Origin of the sequence: Pleomorphochaeta sp., assembly GCF_050031695.1 — a bacterium.
Taxonomy (GTDB): domain Bacteria; phylum Spirochaetota; class Spirochaetia; order Sphaerochaetales; family Sphaerochaetaceae; genus Pleomorphochaeta.
Genome location: NZ_JBNAIC010000076.1, coordinates 25,840 through 41,847 on the forward strand (window position 1 = coordinate 25,840; position 16,008 = coordinate 41,847).

15 protein-coding genes are annotated in these 16,008 nt (G+C 28.5%); all 15 read left to right on the top strand.

Annotated features, from left to right (window positions below; translation table 11 throughout):
* Positions 1–2 precede the first annotated feature (2 nt).
* Entirely contained in the window at positions 3–1,505 is a 1,503-nt protein-coding gene (locus ACPKM0_RS12600) for a sugar ABC transporter ATP-binding protein (protein ID WP_472476460.1), read from the top strand.
* Positions 1,498–2,436, top strand: coding sequence for an ABC transporter permease subunit (locus ACPKM0_RS12605; protein ID WP_472476461.1), 939 nt, complete (start codon positions 1,498–1,500; stop codon positions 2,434–2,436). The genes ACPKM0_RS12600 and ACPKM0_RS12605 overlap by 8 nt, the downstream gene beginning before the upstream one ends.
* A gap of 20 nt (positions 2,437–2,456) precedes the next feature.
* Positions 2,457–3,359: a substrate-binding domain-containing protein gene (locus ACPKM0_RS12610; RefSeq protein ID WP_472476463.1), complete on the top strand. Its 903-nt coding sequence runs from the start codon at positions 2,457–2,459 to the stop codon at positions 3,357–3,359.
* Positions 3,360–3,419: 60 nt separating this feature from the next.
* Positions 3,420–4,322, top strand: a complete 903-nt coding sequence (locus ACPKM0_RS12615; protein WP_472476465.1) for a ribokinase — start codon at positions 3,420–3,422, stop codon at positions 4,320–4,322.
* A gap of 141 nt (positions 4,323–4,463) precedes the next feature.
* Positions 4,464–5,462 carry a LacI family DNA-binding transcriptional regulator gene (locus ACPKM0_RS12620; protein WP_472476466.1) on the top strand — a complete coding sequence of 333 codons (999 nt, stop codon included), beginning with the start codon at positions 4,464–4,466 and terminating at the stop codon, positions 5,460–5,462.
* An 862-nt stretch (positions 5,463–6,324) separates the two neighbouring features.
* On the top strand, positions 6,325–7,605 hold the full coding sequence (locus tag ACPKM0_RS12625) for an extracellular solute-binding protein (RefSeq protein ID WP_472476468.1): 1,281 nt from the start codon (positions 6,325–6,327) through the stop codon (positions 7,603–7,605).
* Between the two features lie 69 nt (positions 7,606–7,674).
* On the top strand, positions 7,675–8,568 hold the full coding sequence (locus tag ACPKM0_RS12630; RefSeq protein WP_472476470.1) for a carbohydrate ABC transporter permease: 894 nt from the start codon (positions 7,675–7,677) through the stop codon (positions 8,566–8,568).
* 3 nt (positions 8,569–8,571) lie between these two features.
* Positions 8,572–9,456, top strand: coding sequence for a carbohydrate ABC transporter permease (locus ACPKM0_RS12635; RefSeq protein ID WP_472476472.1), 885 nt, complete (start codon positions 8,572–8,574; stop codon positions 9,454–9,456).
* Between the two features lie 38 nt (positions 9,457–9,494).
* Complete coding sequence (locus tag ACPKM0_RS12640; protein ID WP_472476474.1) at positions 9,495–10,559, top strand: zinc-dependent alcohol dehydrogenase; 1,065 nt, start codon at positions 9,495–9,497, stop codon at positions 10,557–10,559.
* Positions 10,560–10,573: 14 nt separating this feature from the next.
* Positions 10,574–11,383, top strand: coding sequence for a sugar phosphate isomerase/epimerase family protein (locus ACPKM0_RS12645; protein WP_472476476.1), 810 nt, complete (start codon positions 10,574–10,576; stop codon positions 11,381–11,383).
* Positions 11,384–11,442: 59 nt separating this feature from the next.
* Positions 11,443–12,423, top strand: a complete 981-nt coding sequence (locus ACPKM0_RS12650) for an aldo/keto reductase (RefSeq protein ID WP_472476478.1) — start codon at positions 11,443–11,445, stop codon at positions 12,421–12,423.
* Between the two features lie 12 nt (positions 12,424–12,435).
* Positions 12,436–12,864 carry an HIT family protein gene (locus ACPKM0_RS12655; RefSeq protein WP_472476480.1) on the top strand — a complete coding sequence of 143 codons (429 nt, stop codon included), beginning with the start codon at positions 12,436–12,438 and terminating at the stop codon, positions 12,862–12,864.
* 35 nt (positions 12,865–12,899) lie between these two features.
* Positions 12,900–13,979: a GntR family transcriptional regulator gene (locus ACPKM0_RS12660; protein ID WP_472476482.1), complete on the top strand. Its 1,080-nt coding sequence runs from the start codon at positions 12,900–12,902 to the stop codon at positions 13,977–13,979.
* A gap of 176 nt (positions 13,980–14,155) precedes the next feature.
* Entirely contained in the window at positions 14,156–14,923 is a 768-nt protein-coding gene (locus tag ACPKM0_RS12665; RefSeq protein WP_472476483.1) for an SDR family oxidoreductase, read from the top strand.
* The gene (locus ACPKM0_RS12670) at positions 14,920–15,996 is read left to right on the top strand and encodes a PfkB family carbohydrate kinase (RefSeq protein WP_472476485.1); all 1,077 of its coding nucleotides are present in this window, start codon (positions 14,920–14,922) and stop codon (positions 15,994–15,996) included. The genes ACPKM0_RS12665 and ACPKM0_RS12670 overlap by 4 nt, the downstream gene beginning before the upstream one ends.
* Positions 15,997–16,008 lie beyond the last annotated feature (12 nt).

Sequence of the window (16,008 nt, forward strand, 5' to 3'; positions counted from 1 at the left end):
ATATGAATATCAAAATGAGAGGTATTGATAAGTTCTTTGGTACCAATCAGGTTTTAGATAAAGCTAATTTCACACTTAAAGATGGCGAAATACATGCCTTAATGGGTGAAAATGGTGCTGGAAAATCTACTATGATGAAAATATTGACTGGTGTTTATACAAAAAACAGTGGACAAATTTTTGTAGATAAACAAGAAGTTTCATATACTCATCCTAAAGAAGCAGAAAAGGATGGTATTGTTTTTGTATATCAAGAATTGAATACTGTTTTAGATATGAGTGTTCAAGAAAATCTTTTTTTAGGTAAAGAAATAAAAAAAGGTGCTTTTCATGTTGTCGATAATAAACTAATGAATGAAAAATCAAAAGAGGTTCTTGATAGACTAGGTTTAAATATAAATCCTAATACTTTAGTTTCTTCACTATCTGTTGGACAACAACAATTAATTGAAATTGCAAAAGCTTTATTAGTTAATTCAAAAGTCATTATTTTAGATGAACCAACAGCTGCATTAACGGATAAAGAAGTTGATAAGCTTTTCTCTGTTGTTAGAAAATTAAAAGATGAAGGTGTTTCATTTATCTATATTTCTCACCGACTAGAAGAAATCTTTAAAATTTGTGATAGGATCACAATTTTAAGAGATGGAAAATATATAGGGGATAGAGAAATAAGTAAAACCAATAATGATGAAATTATAAAAATGATGATTGGCCGAGATCTTGGAAATATGTTTAGAAAAGAAGCCGTTGAAATAGGGAGCACTCTATTAAAAGTTTCTAATTTATCAAATTCTAAATTATTTAATAATGTAAGTTTTGAAGTACATAGTGGTGAAGTTCTAGGTGTAGCAGGTTTGATGGGAGCCGGAAGAACTGAAATTATGAAAACTTTGTTTGGTAATTTAAAAGCAGATAGCGGTGAAATTGTTATTGATGAGAAAGTAATAGATATTCACCATTATAATTCTAATATTGCCATGAAATATGGTTTTGGTTTTATTACAGAGGATAGAAAAGAAGAAGGGTTAATGTTGAGTGAAAATATTAAAACTAATATAGCTTTAACGAATTTTCCTAAAATTCTTAGTAATAGTCTAGTTATTAATCCTAACAAAGAACTCGATTTAGCAAATAAAGCTATAGATGAACTAAAAATCAAATGTACAAGTTTTAAGCAAACAGTAAATAGTTTATCAGGTGGTAATCAACAAAAGGTTGTATTTGCAAAATGGTTATATACAGAGCCAAAAGTGTTATTGCTTGATGAACCAACTCGTGGAGTTGATGTTGGTGCAAAGCAAGAAATTTATTCACTTATTACAGCATTAGCTAAAAAAGGTACAGCAATAATTATGGTTTCATCTGATTTACCTGAAGTTATTGGAATGAGTGATAGGGTAATGGTTATTCACCAAGGTAAAGTCGGTGGAATTTTAAATAAAGAAAAAATTTCTCAAGAAAATATAATGACCTTAGCAACAGGAGGCTCGGTTAATGAATAAGGAAATAAATAAAAATCATATAATTCATAATTATGGCTCACAGATAGCACTAGTATTGCTTTTAATAGTACTTAGTATAATTAGCCCTGATTTTAGAACTTTGCAGAATATACTTTCTCTGTTGCGTCAGTCATCTGTAAATGGACTTATAGCATTTGGAATGACTGTAGTTATATTAACCGGAGGAATTGATTTATCAGTTGGATCAACTCTTGCATTAACAGCTCTTCTTGGAGCTGGAATGTTAAAGGGTGGGATGCCTACAATAGTTGTATTACTTATAGTATTAGTTTTGGGTATTGTTCTTGGTTTTATGAATGGATTAATGGTAGTAAATGGGAATATTCAACCCTTTATTGCAACTTTAGTTTCCATGACTGCTTATCGTGGTCTTGCAATGATTTATTGTAAAGGTAGACCCATTTCTTCCCTAGGAGACAGTGCCTTATTTAATGCAATAGGAAATGGAAAACTACTAGGAATACCTTATCCTGTTTGGATAATGATGGTAATATTTGCAATTTTCTTATTTTTCTTACAAAAAACTACTGTTGGAAGAGGAATTTATGCAACAGGTAGTAATAGCAATGCTGCATCATTAGCTGGAATTAGTATTAGTAAAGTTAAATATTTAGTATATATGGCATCAGGATTTGCAGCTTCTTTAGCTGGTTTAATTTTAGTTTCTAGATTAGGAAGTGCCCAACCAACTTTAGGTTCTGGTTATGAATTAGACGCAATTGCTGCTGTTGCAGTAGGTGGTACTAGCATGGCCGGAGGTAGAGGAAAAATTGTTGGAACATTAACAGGTGTAATTATTATAGCCGCTTTAAATAACGGAATGAATATAATTGGAATTTCATCTTACTATCAACAAGTAGTAAAAGCTTTAGTTATACTTCTTGCTGTATTGTCAGATAGAAAAAGATAAAAAAAATGGAGGATTTTTTTATGAAAAAAAAATTAAGTGTATCTTTAATGGTATTGTTCACATCAGTAGCATTATTAATGGCAAGTGGTGCAAGTGAAACATCAAGTAGTTCAAAAGGTTCAATTGGATTATCAATCTCAACTCAAAACAATCCATTCTTTGTAACATTAGTAGAAGGTGCAGAGGATCAAGCAAAAGCACTAGATTTAGATCTAACTGTTGTTGATGCTGGTGATGATGTTGTAAAACAAATTAATGATATTGATGACTTAGTATCAAAGAATGTTAAAGTAATTATTGTAAATCCTGTAGATTCAGATGCTGTAGCTCCAGCTATTAAAGCTGCAAAAGCTGCTGGTATTAAGATTATTGCTGTTGATAGAGCTGTAAATGGTGAATCAGTTAGTTGTCAAATTGCATCAGATAATGTTATGGGTGCAAGATTAGGCGGTGAGTACATGGTAGAACTATTAGGTAATGGTGCTATGGTTGCTGAACTTCAAGGTGTATTAGGTGCATCTGCTACTATTGATAGAGGGGAAGGATTCCACCAAGCTGCTGATGCTGCGAATTTTGATATTGTTGCAAGTCAAACAGCAAACTTCAACCGTGCTGAAGGTTTAAATGTAACTGAAAATATCTTACAAGCACATCCAGAGATTAAAGGTATCTTTGCACATAATGATGAAATGGCATTAGGTGCTGCAAAAGCTGTAGCTGACAGTGGTAAAGATATTATAATTGTTGGTTTTGATGCTACAGACGATGGTTTAGCTGCTGTTAAAAATGGTTCTATGGCTGGTACAGTTGCACAACAACCTGGCTTAATGGGTAAGCAAGCAGTTGATGTTGCATTAGATTTAATTAATGGTAAATCAGTTCCACTTAGTCTACCTGTAGAAGTAGCTTTAGTAACTGAATAATAAAATTAATGTTCAAGGAGTTTAATATTATAGCTCCTTGAACTATTTAAGAGATATAATATGAAGATTTTGAATTTTGGATCTATTAATATAGATTATGTTTATAGCGTTGATCATTTTGTACAAGCTGGGGAAACTCAAAGTACATATAAAAGAGAAGTCTTTCCAGGAGGGAAAGGTTTAAATCAGTCGATTGCTTTATCAAAAGCAGATGTAAAAGTATATCATGCTGGAAAGATTGGTAAACATGATGGACAGTTTTTAAAAGAATTATTGATTGAGTCTAATGTGAATGCTTATTATGTAAAAGATGTTGAATCTCCTTCAGGTCATACTATAATTCAAGTAAATAAAGAAGGAAATAATTGTATATTACTTTATCCAGGTGCTAATGATTTACAAGATGTTGAATTTGTTAATGAAGTTTTTGACAATTTTGGATCAAATGATTATTTAGTTTTACAAAATGAAATAAACAATATGGATTTAATAGTAGAAAAAGCTCATGAAAAGAATATGAAGATATTCTTAAATCCTTCACCATTTAATGAAAAAATAGAAACGTTGAATTTAAATCATATTGATTATTTTTTATTAAATGAAATAGAAGCTTCTTTAATGTGTAATGAAAATAGTGATGATATCAATATATTAATTAATAAGTTAAGAAAAAAATATCCTAATGCAAAATTTGTTTTAACTCTTGGGAAAGATGGGGTTATATATTTTGATAGTGAATCTATATATAGCCATGGAATCTATGATGTAGAGGTTGTAGATACAACTGCAGCTGGTGATACATTTACAGGATATTTTATAGCATCTATTTCTAAAGGACTTGATATCGAAAAAACATTAGAACTAGCATCAATCGCATCTTCTATATCTGTTACAAAAAATGGTGCAGCTCTTTCTATTCCTTCTTTAAATGAAGTGTTAAATTCAAATCTAAATAAAAACTAAAATAGTTTGTTTTTTAAGTGATTATAATATAATATTGAGAGAAAAAAATAATTATTTATATGTACTAGAATATTTTATCTATATTATATATTATCAAAAAAATAATTTATTTTAAGTATAATATTGGAGCTTTATAGAATCATGAACACATTAAAAGATGTAGCAAAATTAGCTGGGGTTTCTACAGCAACCGTATCACATGTAATTAATGGGACTAGGTACGTGAGTGAAGAGTTACAAAAAAAAGTTAATGATGCTATGAAAGATCTTGATTATCAACCTAATATGATGGCAAGAGCATTAAAAATGGGGTTTCAAAAAACTATTGGAGTTATAGTTCCTGATTGTACTAATCCTTTCTTTGCTGAAATATCTAGAGCAATAGATAGGTATTGTTTTAGTAAAGGTTATAATATAATTCTTTGTAATACAGATAATAATTTAGAACAGCAAGCCTCTTATACTAATATGCTTATTTCTAAACATATCGATGGTGTTATTTTTATTTCTTCCGATAATTCTGATGATGAAGTTGAGAAATTTCAAAAGCATTCTATTCCAATAGTAATAGCTGATAGAATAGGGAAGTATAATAATGTTGATAGTATTGTTGTAGATAATGAGAAAGGTGGATATGAGGCAACAAAGTATTTAATTAATAGAGGCTTTACTAAAATTGGATGTATTAGTGGCCCATCTTCTATCTCTTCTAGTTCTCAAAGGGTTTTAGGATATAAGAGAGCATTAAAAGAAGCTAATATTACTTTAAAAGAAGAATATATTTCAGTTGGAGATTTTCATTTTGCAGGTGGTATAACAGCTGCTGATAATTTTTTAAAACTAAGTGAAAAATTAGAAGCTGTTTTTGCAACAAATGATATGATGGCCTTAGGTTTTATAGACACATTACGTAATGTAGGCCTTTCTGTTCCAAAAGATATATCTGTTATTGGATATGATAATATCCAATTAGCTCAATTTATGAGCCCTAAACTAACTACGGTTGCTCAACCTCTTGATAAACTAGCAGAAACTGCTACTAACTTATTATTAAAAAAAATAAATAAGCAAAATAATAGTAAAGAAATAATTAAATTAGATCCTGTAATTATAGAAAGAGAATCTTGTTCTTCAAAATAAAATTAGATAAATATCTGTTTGAAAAACTAAACTAGTGTAAAGAAAATAAAGCACAAGCCTTTTATTATTTATTATTTTAAATTAATAATGATGGATAATTAAATAATTAGTATAATTAGTGTTGTTAATTATTTAACAGTTCTCATGTTTTATGTTGCAACAGTTTTTATCTTAGATATGTTTATATGTAGATATAAAAACTCAAATAATACTGCCTTTCTTATAGGAAGGTAATTTTTTTTTTATTGAGAATCTTTTATGAATTTTATGAACTTGTTATTTTATTTAAGAATCAACAATATTATTTATATAGTGAAAATGTTAATAAAGAATTAGTAGTTACTATCTTTGATAAAGTAATCATTAGAGTATAACTATATTGGGGTTACCCCGGATTTGATTATTTACAAAAATAGTGTCGAAATTTTCAAATGAATCTTTATTATTATTGTCGCTCTTTATTATATGCTTAGCTTTACAAATTAGTGAAGAGTAGTTTAATTTTAATTCTAAAGACCTATTGAGTTGTGTTAATATTTTAACAATATGATTACAAAATAGACTAAAGCTGAGCTGCTTAGTTTATTTAGTGCCTTTTTGGGTGATTTATCAAATTTTAATTTTCGATATATGTTCATATTAATAGTTATAAAGTATTAAATAATGTAATTAATTTAAATTAATTGAATAATTCTTTTATTGTATGTATATTATATTTAAAAAAGTCAACATGTTGTATTTTTTTTTATAACATGTTGTAAAAAATAAGTATTTTATTGCATTTTTTCCTTGACTTGTTGATTTATTATAATATAATGACAGATGAAAAACAAACATGTTTTAAAAAAGAGGAGGAGAAAAAATGAAAAAACTTTCATTTATTTTATTTTTTATGATGTTGCCATTCTTTTTATATGCAAATGGTACACAAGAATCAGAAAACAAAGAAATCACTATTTGGTCATTTAATTTAAGCCCTGACGCTTTAGCAGAGGTACAAGATAAAATTATTAGTGAATACCAAAATCAGAATCCTGATATTACTGTGAATTGGCAGAATATTCCTTATGCTGGGTATCGTGAAAAATTATTAACTTCAGCTGCTGGAGACGCATTACCAGATATCTTTATTGACGGTTTTAATATGGTTGGTGTTTATAAAAATGCTGATATTATAGTAGATTTGACTGATGAAATTGATAAATTTGATTTCTGGGATGAATTTACTCCAAGTGTAGTTGATTTAGCAAAAGTTGGAGATAGTGTATATGGAGTTCCTTTTAGATTAAAAGTTTACCCAACTATTATTAATACTGAATTATTTGAAGAAGCTGGTTTGGATCCAAATGATCCACCAACAACTTGGGATGATGTATTAGAAGCAGGAAAAAAGATATATAAAGCAGAAAATGGTTCGGTTACTACTGTTGGTGTAAGCAATTTCTATAATAAAGCTTCTATGGCTAGAACATTTGACTTATTAGTACAACAAGATGGTGGACAATTATTAGATGAAGAAGGTAATCCTGCATTTAATGATGAACATGGTATGAACGCATTAAAATTCTTAATTGAATTATATAATATTGAAAAACCAGTTGGTTTAGCTGCAATTGATGAAACTGTAAATAGAGTTTTTGTTGCTGGAAAAGCAGGTATTTCATGTCTATCTTCTTATGATTCAATCCAAAGTGCTTTACAAACAGGAGCTGATGATATTATTTCTAAAACAAAAGTTGTTATGCCAATGAGAAGTAATAATGCTAGTGGTAAAAATGTAGCAATGTTTGATGGAGATATGGTTTATCTTTCAAGTTCTACAGAATTAAAAGCTGAAGCTATTGATTTTATTAATTATTTCTATCAACCAGATAATTTATTAGTTTATCTAAAGGCTAATAAGTGTGTTCCTTTCTATGCTGAACATTTAAATTCTAGTTATATGGATGAAAACCCATTATATAAAGAATTATATAAATTACAACAATATGGTGGAGTTTTAGCAAAGACTGCTGCTTATAGAGCTGCAAGAAATTATCTATGTGATGAAATTGAAAAATCTTTATATGAAGGACAAGATCTTCAAGATACCTTAGATATTGCTGAAAGTAGATGGTTACAAGAAATTGAGGATATGAAATAAAATTCATAATTTAGTAAATAAATATTGGGTTAATTTTATAATTAACCCAATATTATGGAAAGATTCTTTATGTTAAATAATAAAACAATAAAAAATTATCTAGTAGTACTAGTTTTTATTTCTCCTTGGATAATAGGTTTTATCTTTTTTATTGGTGGTCCTATGATATCAACTTTCTGGCTTGGCTTTACTAGATATGATGTATTTCGAAGCCCTAAGTTTATCGGATTCACTAATTATCAAAGATTATTTTTTGAAGATGATGTATTTAGAAAGGCCTTATATAATACACTATATTATACTGCATTAAATGTACCCTTAGGTGTTTTTGGCTCTTTATTCATAGCTTCTATGTTAAATAATAATTTACCAGGTAAGAATATATTTAGGACTGTATTATATATACCAAGTATAACCTCAGGTATAGCAATGGCAATGCTTTGGATGTGGATATTCGATCCAAGTGCAGGTATCGTAAATCAGGTTTTACGATTAATTGGAATAGTGAATCCGCCCTTATGGTTTAAAAGTACTACTTGGGTTAAGCCTACGATGGTTTTAGTAAAAATTGTTGAGATAGGTGGAGCTAGGATGATTATCTTTTTAGCTGCATTACAAAATACACCAAGTGATTTATATGAAGTAGCATATATTGAGGGAGCTAAATCTTGGACAAGATTTACTAAAATAACCTTACCAATGATAAGCCCTATCGTATTATTAAATTTAATAACCGCAATAATTGATTCATTTAGAGTATTTATTAATTCTTATGCAATTACTGAGGGTGGCCCATTAAATGAAAGTATGTTTTTAGTCTTGTATATATATAAAAATGCATTTTCAAATTTGAAAATGGGATATGCATCAGCTATATCAAGTATTTTTCTTGTAATTATTTTTGTAATTACATTAATTCAAATGAAATTATCCAAAAAATGGGTAACAAATGCGAGCGAGTAAGAGATGAAATTAAAAAAAAGTAAATATAGTCTTGGTCAATTAAAGACAGTAAAATCATCTGTATTAGCAGTTTTTTTAAACTATTTTATTTTAATTTGTTTAGGATGCTTTTTCCTAGTACCATTTTTATGGATGATAATTACAGCATTTAAGACTCCATATCAAACGTATAATAACCCAGAACTATTTTTTCCAAAACCTTGGACTGTTCAAAATTTTAGAGATGTATTTATTCAGTCACCAGTCTTAAGTTTTATAAAAAATAGTGTAATTGTAACTTTTTTTAGTGTTATTGGTGCAGTTGTAAGTTCTACATTAGCAGGTTATGGATTTGGGAGATTAAAATGGAAAGGTAGAGAAGTTGTTTTTTCTATTGTATTAATGGGTATGATGATACCAAAGCAAGCAATAATGATTCCAGTTTATCTAAATTTCCAAAAATTAGGATTAATTAATACATTATATCCTTTAATTTTACCTTCTGTATTCTCAGCTAGTGTTAAAGGTGCCTTTTATATATTTACTATAAGACAATTTATAATGGTTATTCCTAGTGATATTGATGAAGCTGCAGAAATTGATGGTTGTGGTCCTTTTAGAATTTATTCAAGAATTATTTTGCCTTTATTGACACCTGCGATAGGATCTATTTTAGTGTTTTCTTTTATGGAAAATTGGAATAATTTTTTAGACGCAATAATATATTTGAACGATGAGTTAAAATATACCCTTGCAATTGGTATTCAATATTTTAAAACTCAAAGTATTACAGATTGGAACAAAATTATGTGTATATCATTAATAAGTTTAGTTCCTGCAATAGTAGTCTTTTTCTTAGGACAAAAGAAATTAGTAAACGGTATTGCCCTTAGTGGAAGTAAGGGTTAGATAATAAATAATTGTATTAATATTTTAGGAGATATTATATGTATAAAAATGAAAGAGATGTATTAGTATTAAGTGGAAATGGAACTATTAAAGTCCAAAAAGATACTATCCCAGAGGTAACTAAAGGTTATGTTAAAATTAAAGTATTATGTTCTTTAGTTAGCCCTGGTACTGAATTAAAAGGTTGGGATGCTTTAGCAAAACAAAGAACTTGCCCAAATTTATTACCTAAACCTAAGAAATTTGGTTATTCATTATCTGGAGTTGTTGAAGAAGTTGGTGAAGATGTAGATAGATTTTCTATCGGACAAAGAATAGCAGCTATAGGTGCTGGATTTGCAATACATTCTAATTATGCAGTAGTCCCACAAAATCTATGTATTGAGTTAGAAAATGAAGTAAGCAATGAAGAAGGTGCTTATTCAATGCTTTTAGCTACAGCATTACAAGCAGTTAGAAGAGCAGACCCAAGTATTGGTGAATATTATGCTGTAAGTGGTTTAGGTATCGTTGGTTTATTAAGTGCAAAACTTTTACAATTATCAGGTTGTAAAGTTTGTGGTATTGATCAACATACAGAAAGATTAGAAATTGCAAAAAAACTTGGTATTAAAAATACTTTCTTAGCAAGTGATGAAAATATTAATGAAAAAATACAAGCTTTTACTAATCAAGAAGGTTTAGATGGAGCAGTTGTTGCATTTGGTGGTCAAGCTCAATCAGCTATGGATCTTTTAGTTAATAATACTAAACTTAGTCCTGATTTACATCATGAGGGTGTAATTGTAACAGTTGGATGGCCAGAATTTGATTATTTTGGTGAAATCGGAAAAATGAATAATATTGATTTAAGAAGATCTTCTAGAACAGGTTGTGGATATCATGATGCTGAATGGGAAATTTCTAAAAAAGATTATCCTTCTGTTTTTGTTAGATGGACTACTCAAAGAAATCTTAGATTATGTCTTGAGTTAGTTAAAAATAAAGAAATAGATGTAAATTTGTTAACTACACATAAAATTAAATTAGTTGATGCTGAAAAAGAAATTGCAGCTTTATTAGATAATTCTAATAAAATGCTAGGTGTGATTTTTTATAATTAATAGGAGATATATAGATGAACAATAAAATAATAGTATTTACTAAGCCTTGGAAAAATGAATCTTTAGAAGAATTAGTTTCTCTTGTAAAAAATATGGGTTTTGACGGTGTAGAACTACCTGTTAGAGATGGTTATCAAGTTACACCTAAAAATGTACGAGCTAATTTAAAAGAAGCTGTAGAAGCTTTTAAAAAAGAAGGTTTAATTATTGGTAGTATTGCTGGTTCAATTGAAAAAGATACTATTGAAGCAATGGGTGAATCAAAAATTTCTTTATTAAGAGTTTGCTTAAAAGTTGATATGGAAAAAGGCTATTTTGCAAGTGTAAAAGAACATCAAGATAAAATTTTAGAATATAAAGATCTTTTAGTAAAAAACAATGTAAAGATTGCTATTCAAAACCATCATGGTTATAACATTGCTAGTGCTCTAGGTCTACACCAAATAATGGAAGGTCTTCCATTAGATATTGCAGGTTCAGTATTAGATTTTGCTCACTGTGGATTAGATGGTGAACCTATTACTATGGCATATGATATCGTTAAAGATTCTTTATTAATGGTTAATTTTAAAAGTGCATACCAAGCTAAATTAAATGGTCCTGATGAAATTGAAGGAGAATATACTGTTCTATGGTCTACTTCTAGAAATAGTCTTTACTCATGGAAGAGTGCAATCGAATTATTAAAATCTAACAATTATAAAGGCTTTATTTGTATGCCAGCTGAATACAACTATTTAAATGGTGAAAATCCAATTATGGGAGATGAAGCTAAAAGAAGAGCCTTATATGATTTAGATTATATTAAATCATTAATGAAATAAAATTGATTAGTAAATTTCATAATTATTGGTTATGAAATTTACTAATAAGGAAAAAATATATGTTAAATAAATTAGGGAAAACAGATTTACAAACTAGTAAAATAGTATATGGATGCATGGGCGGAGCAGGAGCTTTTGGAGAACAAAAAGAAAAAGATTCTATTGAAGCTTTACAAACAGCATATGATCTTGGTATTAACTTTTTTGATACAGCTGAAGGGTATGGTGATGGTTATTCAGAGCAATTATTAAATAAAGCCCTAAAAAACCATAGAAAGGATATCGTTATTTTATCTAAAGCTTTACCTGTAAATGTTGGGAAAGAAAATTTAATTGCTGCTTGTGAAAGGAGTCTTAAAAATTTAGGTACCGATTATATCGATATATACCTATTGCATTGGCCAAATAGAGATGTTAGATTAGAAGAATCTATTGAAGCTTTAAATATCTTGAAGAAGGCTGGAAAAATTAAAAACTTTGGTGTTTCTAATTATGGAGAGCAAGATCTTACAGATATTACTAAGATATCAGATTCAATTTGTGTTAATGAAGTAGCTTACAATTTGTTTTTTAGAGCTATAGAATATGGAACATTACCTACTAGCATTAATAATAATATTCCTGTTTTATGTTACTCATCATTAATGCAAGGTTTATTAGCTGGTAAGTACAAAAATATAATAGATTTTCCAGACAATAGAGCTAGAACTAGAATGTTTGATAGTAGAACTAGATTACAATGTAGACATGGTGAAAATGGTTGTGAAGATGAACTTCAAATAGCATTAGATGGTATTTGGAATGTAGTGAAAGAAACTCCATACTCTATGGAAGAATTATCTGTTGGCTGGTTAAAAAAGCAAATAGGCGTTGGTGGTATAATCGTTGGAACGAGAAACAAAGAACAAAGTCTAGGTTTGAAGAAACTAATTGATGTGGATTTAGATAAAGATTTAGTTAACAAATTAACTGAAATTACTAATAATTTAAAAATTGCACTTGGCTCAAACATTGATATGTGGGATTTTAGAACACGATAATTGAAGGAAACTATGGAAAATTGTTTTTATTGTATAGATGGTGACAAAAGAAAGAGTTTAATGATTGAAATAATTAAATTAGATTATGCAACTATATATCTAAATAAAGATCAAAGTCATTTAGGACGTTTAGTTGTTAAATTTAACAATCATATTACTGAATACTTTTATATGACTGAAGAAGAAAGAAATGGATATTTTAAGGAATTATCTATTGCAGCAAAAGCAATTTTTAATCTTTATGAACCTGATAAATTAAATTATGCTACTTTTGGAGATAATGCACCACATGTTCATATTCATATTGTACCAAAGTATAGGGATAAACTAAATTGGGGTGCTCCTTTTGATGATACTTTAGATAAAAAGTATTTAAAGAAATCTGAGTATGAAAAAATGGTTTGTGAAATTCGTCAAGAGATAGTAAAATTAGTTGAATAATAGATAATAAAATAGGAATAGATATAATTATGTTTATGTATAAAAAGATTTTTTTAGATATAAAAAGTGAAATTGAACAAGGTAAATATTTGCTAGATGAAATGTTGCCCTCTGAACGTATTTATGTGAATAAATATAATGCTGACAGGACTACTATAAGAAAGGCCTTTGATTTATTAGTTGAACAAGGTTATATCGAAAAAAAACCTGGTAAAGGATCATTTGTTACTTTTGGAGGTAGTAAAAATAAAAAAGAAGTTAAATCTTCTTTAGGTACAATTGCCTTTTTTTTGCCTAAAAGTAATAAAAATAAAGATAGAATAACTATTCCTTTTTATTCAGAGTTATTTTCAGCTTCAGAAAAAAATTGTAAAAGTAATTCTTTTTCTATTTTTTATTCAACTTTAAATGAGGATGATTCAATTATTGAGATAATGAATCATCAAAAAACAAAATTTAGTGGGATTTTATTTGTATCAAATATATTAGAACATCATATTGAAGAAGCTAATAATTTGAATATACCTAATGTCTTGCTTAATGGTATTTCTAACTTAACAACATCTATAATTTCAGATAATTATAATGGAAGTTATTTCGTAGCAAAACATTTATTAGATTTAGGTCATAAAGATTTTTGCATTTTAAATGGAATTGAAGAATATCAAACAGCTAAGGAAAGATTAAGAGGTTCTATAGAAGCTTTGAAAGAACGCAAACTTGATAATAATGTAGAAATAATTACTGATAACTCTTGGGAATTTGAAGGTGGTTATAATGCTGTATATAAATATATTGATTCAGCTAAAAAATTACCTACTGCATTAATTGCCTTTAACGATCGTTTAGCAAATGGAGCAATTCAAGCAATACAAAAACATGGTTTGAGAGTTCCACAAGATATTAGTGTAGTTGGATATGATAATTCTGATTTATCAAAATATACTACACCAAAGTTATCTACAGTTGAAATAAATGCAACATTTTTAGCTGATGTCGCATTCTACAATTTATTAACTCAACTTAAATTTAATAAAAATTTACCAGTTAAAGTACTAATACCAGTTAATTATATAGAAAGAGATAGCGTTAAAGAATTACCGTCCTCTAATTAATTGGGATTTTGAGTTATTATAAATAATATATAATTTATAAAAAGTTTGTTATCTTTTTATAAATCTAAAATTTAGTCTTTTATTATAATTAAATAATTTTATGATGAATAAAATAAATTAATTATTTTAAATGGGCTTATCACACTATCCGCAGATAAATAAATGGAAATAAGAAAATGAATACTAATAATTTATTCAATTTAAAAGGGGAAAAAGCTATAGTTACAGGTGGTTCAAGAGGTTTAGGGGCCTCTATGGCAGAAGCCTTACTTGAAGCAGGAGCTAAAGTTATTATTATAGGTTCCTCAAATAAAATATTTGAAACTACTAAAAAATTTAGAAATAAAAATTATGATTGTCATTGCATTAAAGCAAATTTAATTAGTAGAGAAGAAAATTACCGTGCTTTTAATGAGGCAATGGAATTATTAGATAATGAATTGAATATTCTTTGTACTGTTGCAGGTATACAAAGAAGACATCAACCTGAGGATTTTCCAATTGAAGATTGGGATGATGTGATTTCAATTAATTTAAATTCAGTTTGGATATTTAATCAAGAAGCTGGAAAAGTTATGTTAAAAGAAAAACAAGGAAAGATAATAAATGTAGCATCAATGTTATCTTTTTTTGGTGGAACAACTGTTAGTGCTTATGCTGCGGCAAAAGGTGGTGTTGCACAATTAACAAAAGCTTTAAGCAATGATTGGTCTAGTCAAGGTATTAATGTAAATGCAATTGCTCCTGGATATATGGAAACTGAGATGAATACAGCTTTATTAAATAATGAAGAAAGATATTCACAAATAACAAATAGAATCCCTAAGAAAAGATGGGGTTCTCCCGACGATATGAAAGGAATAACCTTATTTTTAGCTTCTAATGCTAGTGATTATATTACAGGTGCAATAATACCTGTAGATGGAGGATATTTAGTAAAATGATAAAATTTAGAGAAAATGCAAAATATGATTTAATTTGTCCATCAAGCATGGGTATAAGACTTGTACCGAAAAATAGACAACCAGTTAGTACTTCTACTGAATTCGAAATGCAATCGACTTCTGCAGAAACGAATGTTTTAAATATTTCTTCTTCCTTGAATTTAAGAGTTAAAGTTTTAACTTCTTTTGTAAAAGATAATGCAATAGCATCTTTTATTAAAAATCAATTAAGAATGAGAAATATAGAATTTGAAGGTCCTGATATAAGTAGTGATGGTCCATGGGGATATAGACACCAAATCAATATTGCAGATAGTGGTTTTGGACTCAGAGCTCCTAAAGTAACTAATGATAGAGCAGGGGAAATAGGAAGAGAATTAAAGATTGAAAACTATGATTTAGAGAAACTTTTTGTAGAAGATGGTGTTAAACTCTTACATTTATCAGGCTTAGTTGCTGCATTAAGTGAAAATACTACTAAATTTTGTTTAGAATTAGTAAGAAAAGCAAAAGAAAATGGGACTCTTATCTCTTTTGATCTAAATTATAGAGAATCTTTTTGGTGTAAAAGGGAAAAAGAGCTTAGAGAAGCTTTTATTGAAATAGCTAAATTATCAGACTTTTTAATAGGTAATGAAGAGGATTTTCAATTAGCTTTAGGGATTAAAGGTCCTGAAATTAAAGATTCTAATTTATCTGATAATATCAATCAATTTAAAGAGATGATAAATAGAGTAAAAATTGAATATCCAAAAGTTAAAGTTTTTGCAACAACTCTTCGCCAAGTAGAAAATGCTAATGAACATTATTGGGGTGCAATAATGAATATTGAAGATAATTGGTATTTTGAAGAACCTAGAAAAATCCAAATATTAGACCGTATTGGCGGGGGAGATGGATTTGTTGGAGGTATTTTATATTCTGCACTAAAAAACTTTAACTATGAAGATTGGATTAAATTTGGTTGGGCAACCGGTGCTTTAGCTACAACTATGGTTAGTGACTATGCAACAGTTGAAAGTGAAGATCAAGTTTGGTCAATTTACGATGGAAATGCAAGAATAAAAAGATAAGGGAAAATGATA

Coding starts and splice junctions, on each gene's coding strand:
- ACPKM0_RS12610 (WP_472476463.1), top strand. CDS start 2,457: ATGAAAAAAAAATTAAGTGTATCTTTAATGGTATTGTTCACATCAGTA.
- ACPKM0_RS12625 (WP_472476468.1), top strand. CDS start 6,325: ATGAAAAAACTTTCATTTATTTTATTTTTTATGATGTTGCCATTCTTT.
- ACPKM0_RS12630 (WP_472476470.1), top strand. CDS start 7,675: ATGTTAAATAATAAAACAATAAAAAATTATCTAGTAGTACTAGTTTTT.
- ACPKM0_RS12650 (WP_472476478.1), top strand. CDS start 11,443: ATGTTAAATAAATTAGGGAAAACAGATTTACAAACTAGTAAAATAGTA.
- ACPKM0_RS12600 (WP_472476460.1), top strand. CDS start 3: ATGAATATCAAAATGAGAGGTATTGATAAGTTCTTTGGTACCAATCAG.
- ACPKM0_RS12665 (WP_472476483.1), top strand. CDS start 14,156: ATGAATACTAATAATTTATTCAATTTAAAAGGGGAAAAAGCTATAGTT.
- ACPKM0_RS12670 (WP_472476485.1), top strand. CDS start 14,920: ATGATAAAATTTAGAGAAAATGCAAAATATGATTTAATTTGTCCATCA.
- ACPKM0_RS12620 (WP_472476466.1), top strand. CDS start 4,464: ATGAACACATTAAAAGATGTAGCAAAATTAGCTGGGGTTTCTACAGCA.
- ACPKM0_RS12655 (WP_472476480.1), top strand. CDS start 12,436: ATGGAAAATTGTTTTTATTGTATAGATGGTGACAAAAGAAAGAGTTTA.
- ACPKM0_RS12605 (WP_472476461.1), top strand. CDS start 1,498: ATGAATAAGGAAATAAATAAAAATCATATAATTCATAATTATGGCTCA.
- ACPKM0_RS12660 (WP_472476482.1), top strand. CDS start 12,900: ATGTATAAAAAGATTTTTTTAGATATAAAAAGTGAAATTGAACAAGGT.
- ACPKM0_RS12645 (WP_472476476.1), top strand. CDS start 10,574: ATGAACAATAAAATAATAGTATTTACTAAGCCTTGGAAAAATGAATCT.
- ACPKM0_RS12635 (WP_472476472.1), top strand. CDS start 8,572: ATGAAATTAAAAAAAAGTAAATATAGTCTTGGTCAATTAAAGACAGTA.
- ACPKM0_RS12615 (WP_472476465.1), top strand. CDS start 3,420: ATGAAGATTTTGAATTTTGGATCTATTAATATAGATTATGTTTATAGC.
- ACPKM0_RS12640 (WP_472476474.1), top strand. CDS start 9,495: ATGTATAAAAATGAAAGAGATGTATTAGTATTAAGTGGAAATGGAACT.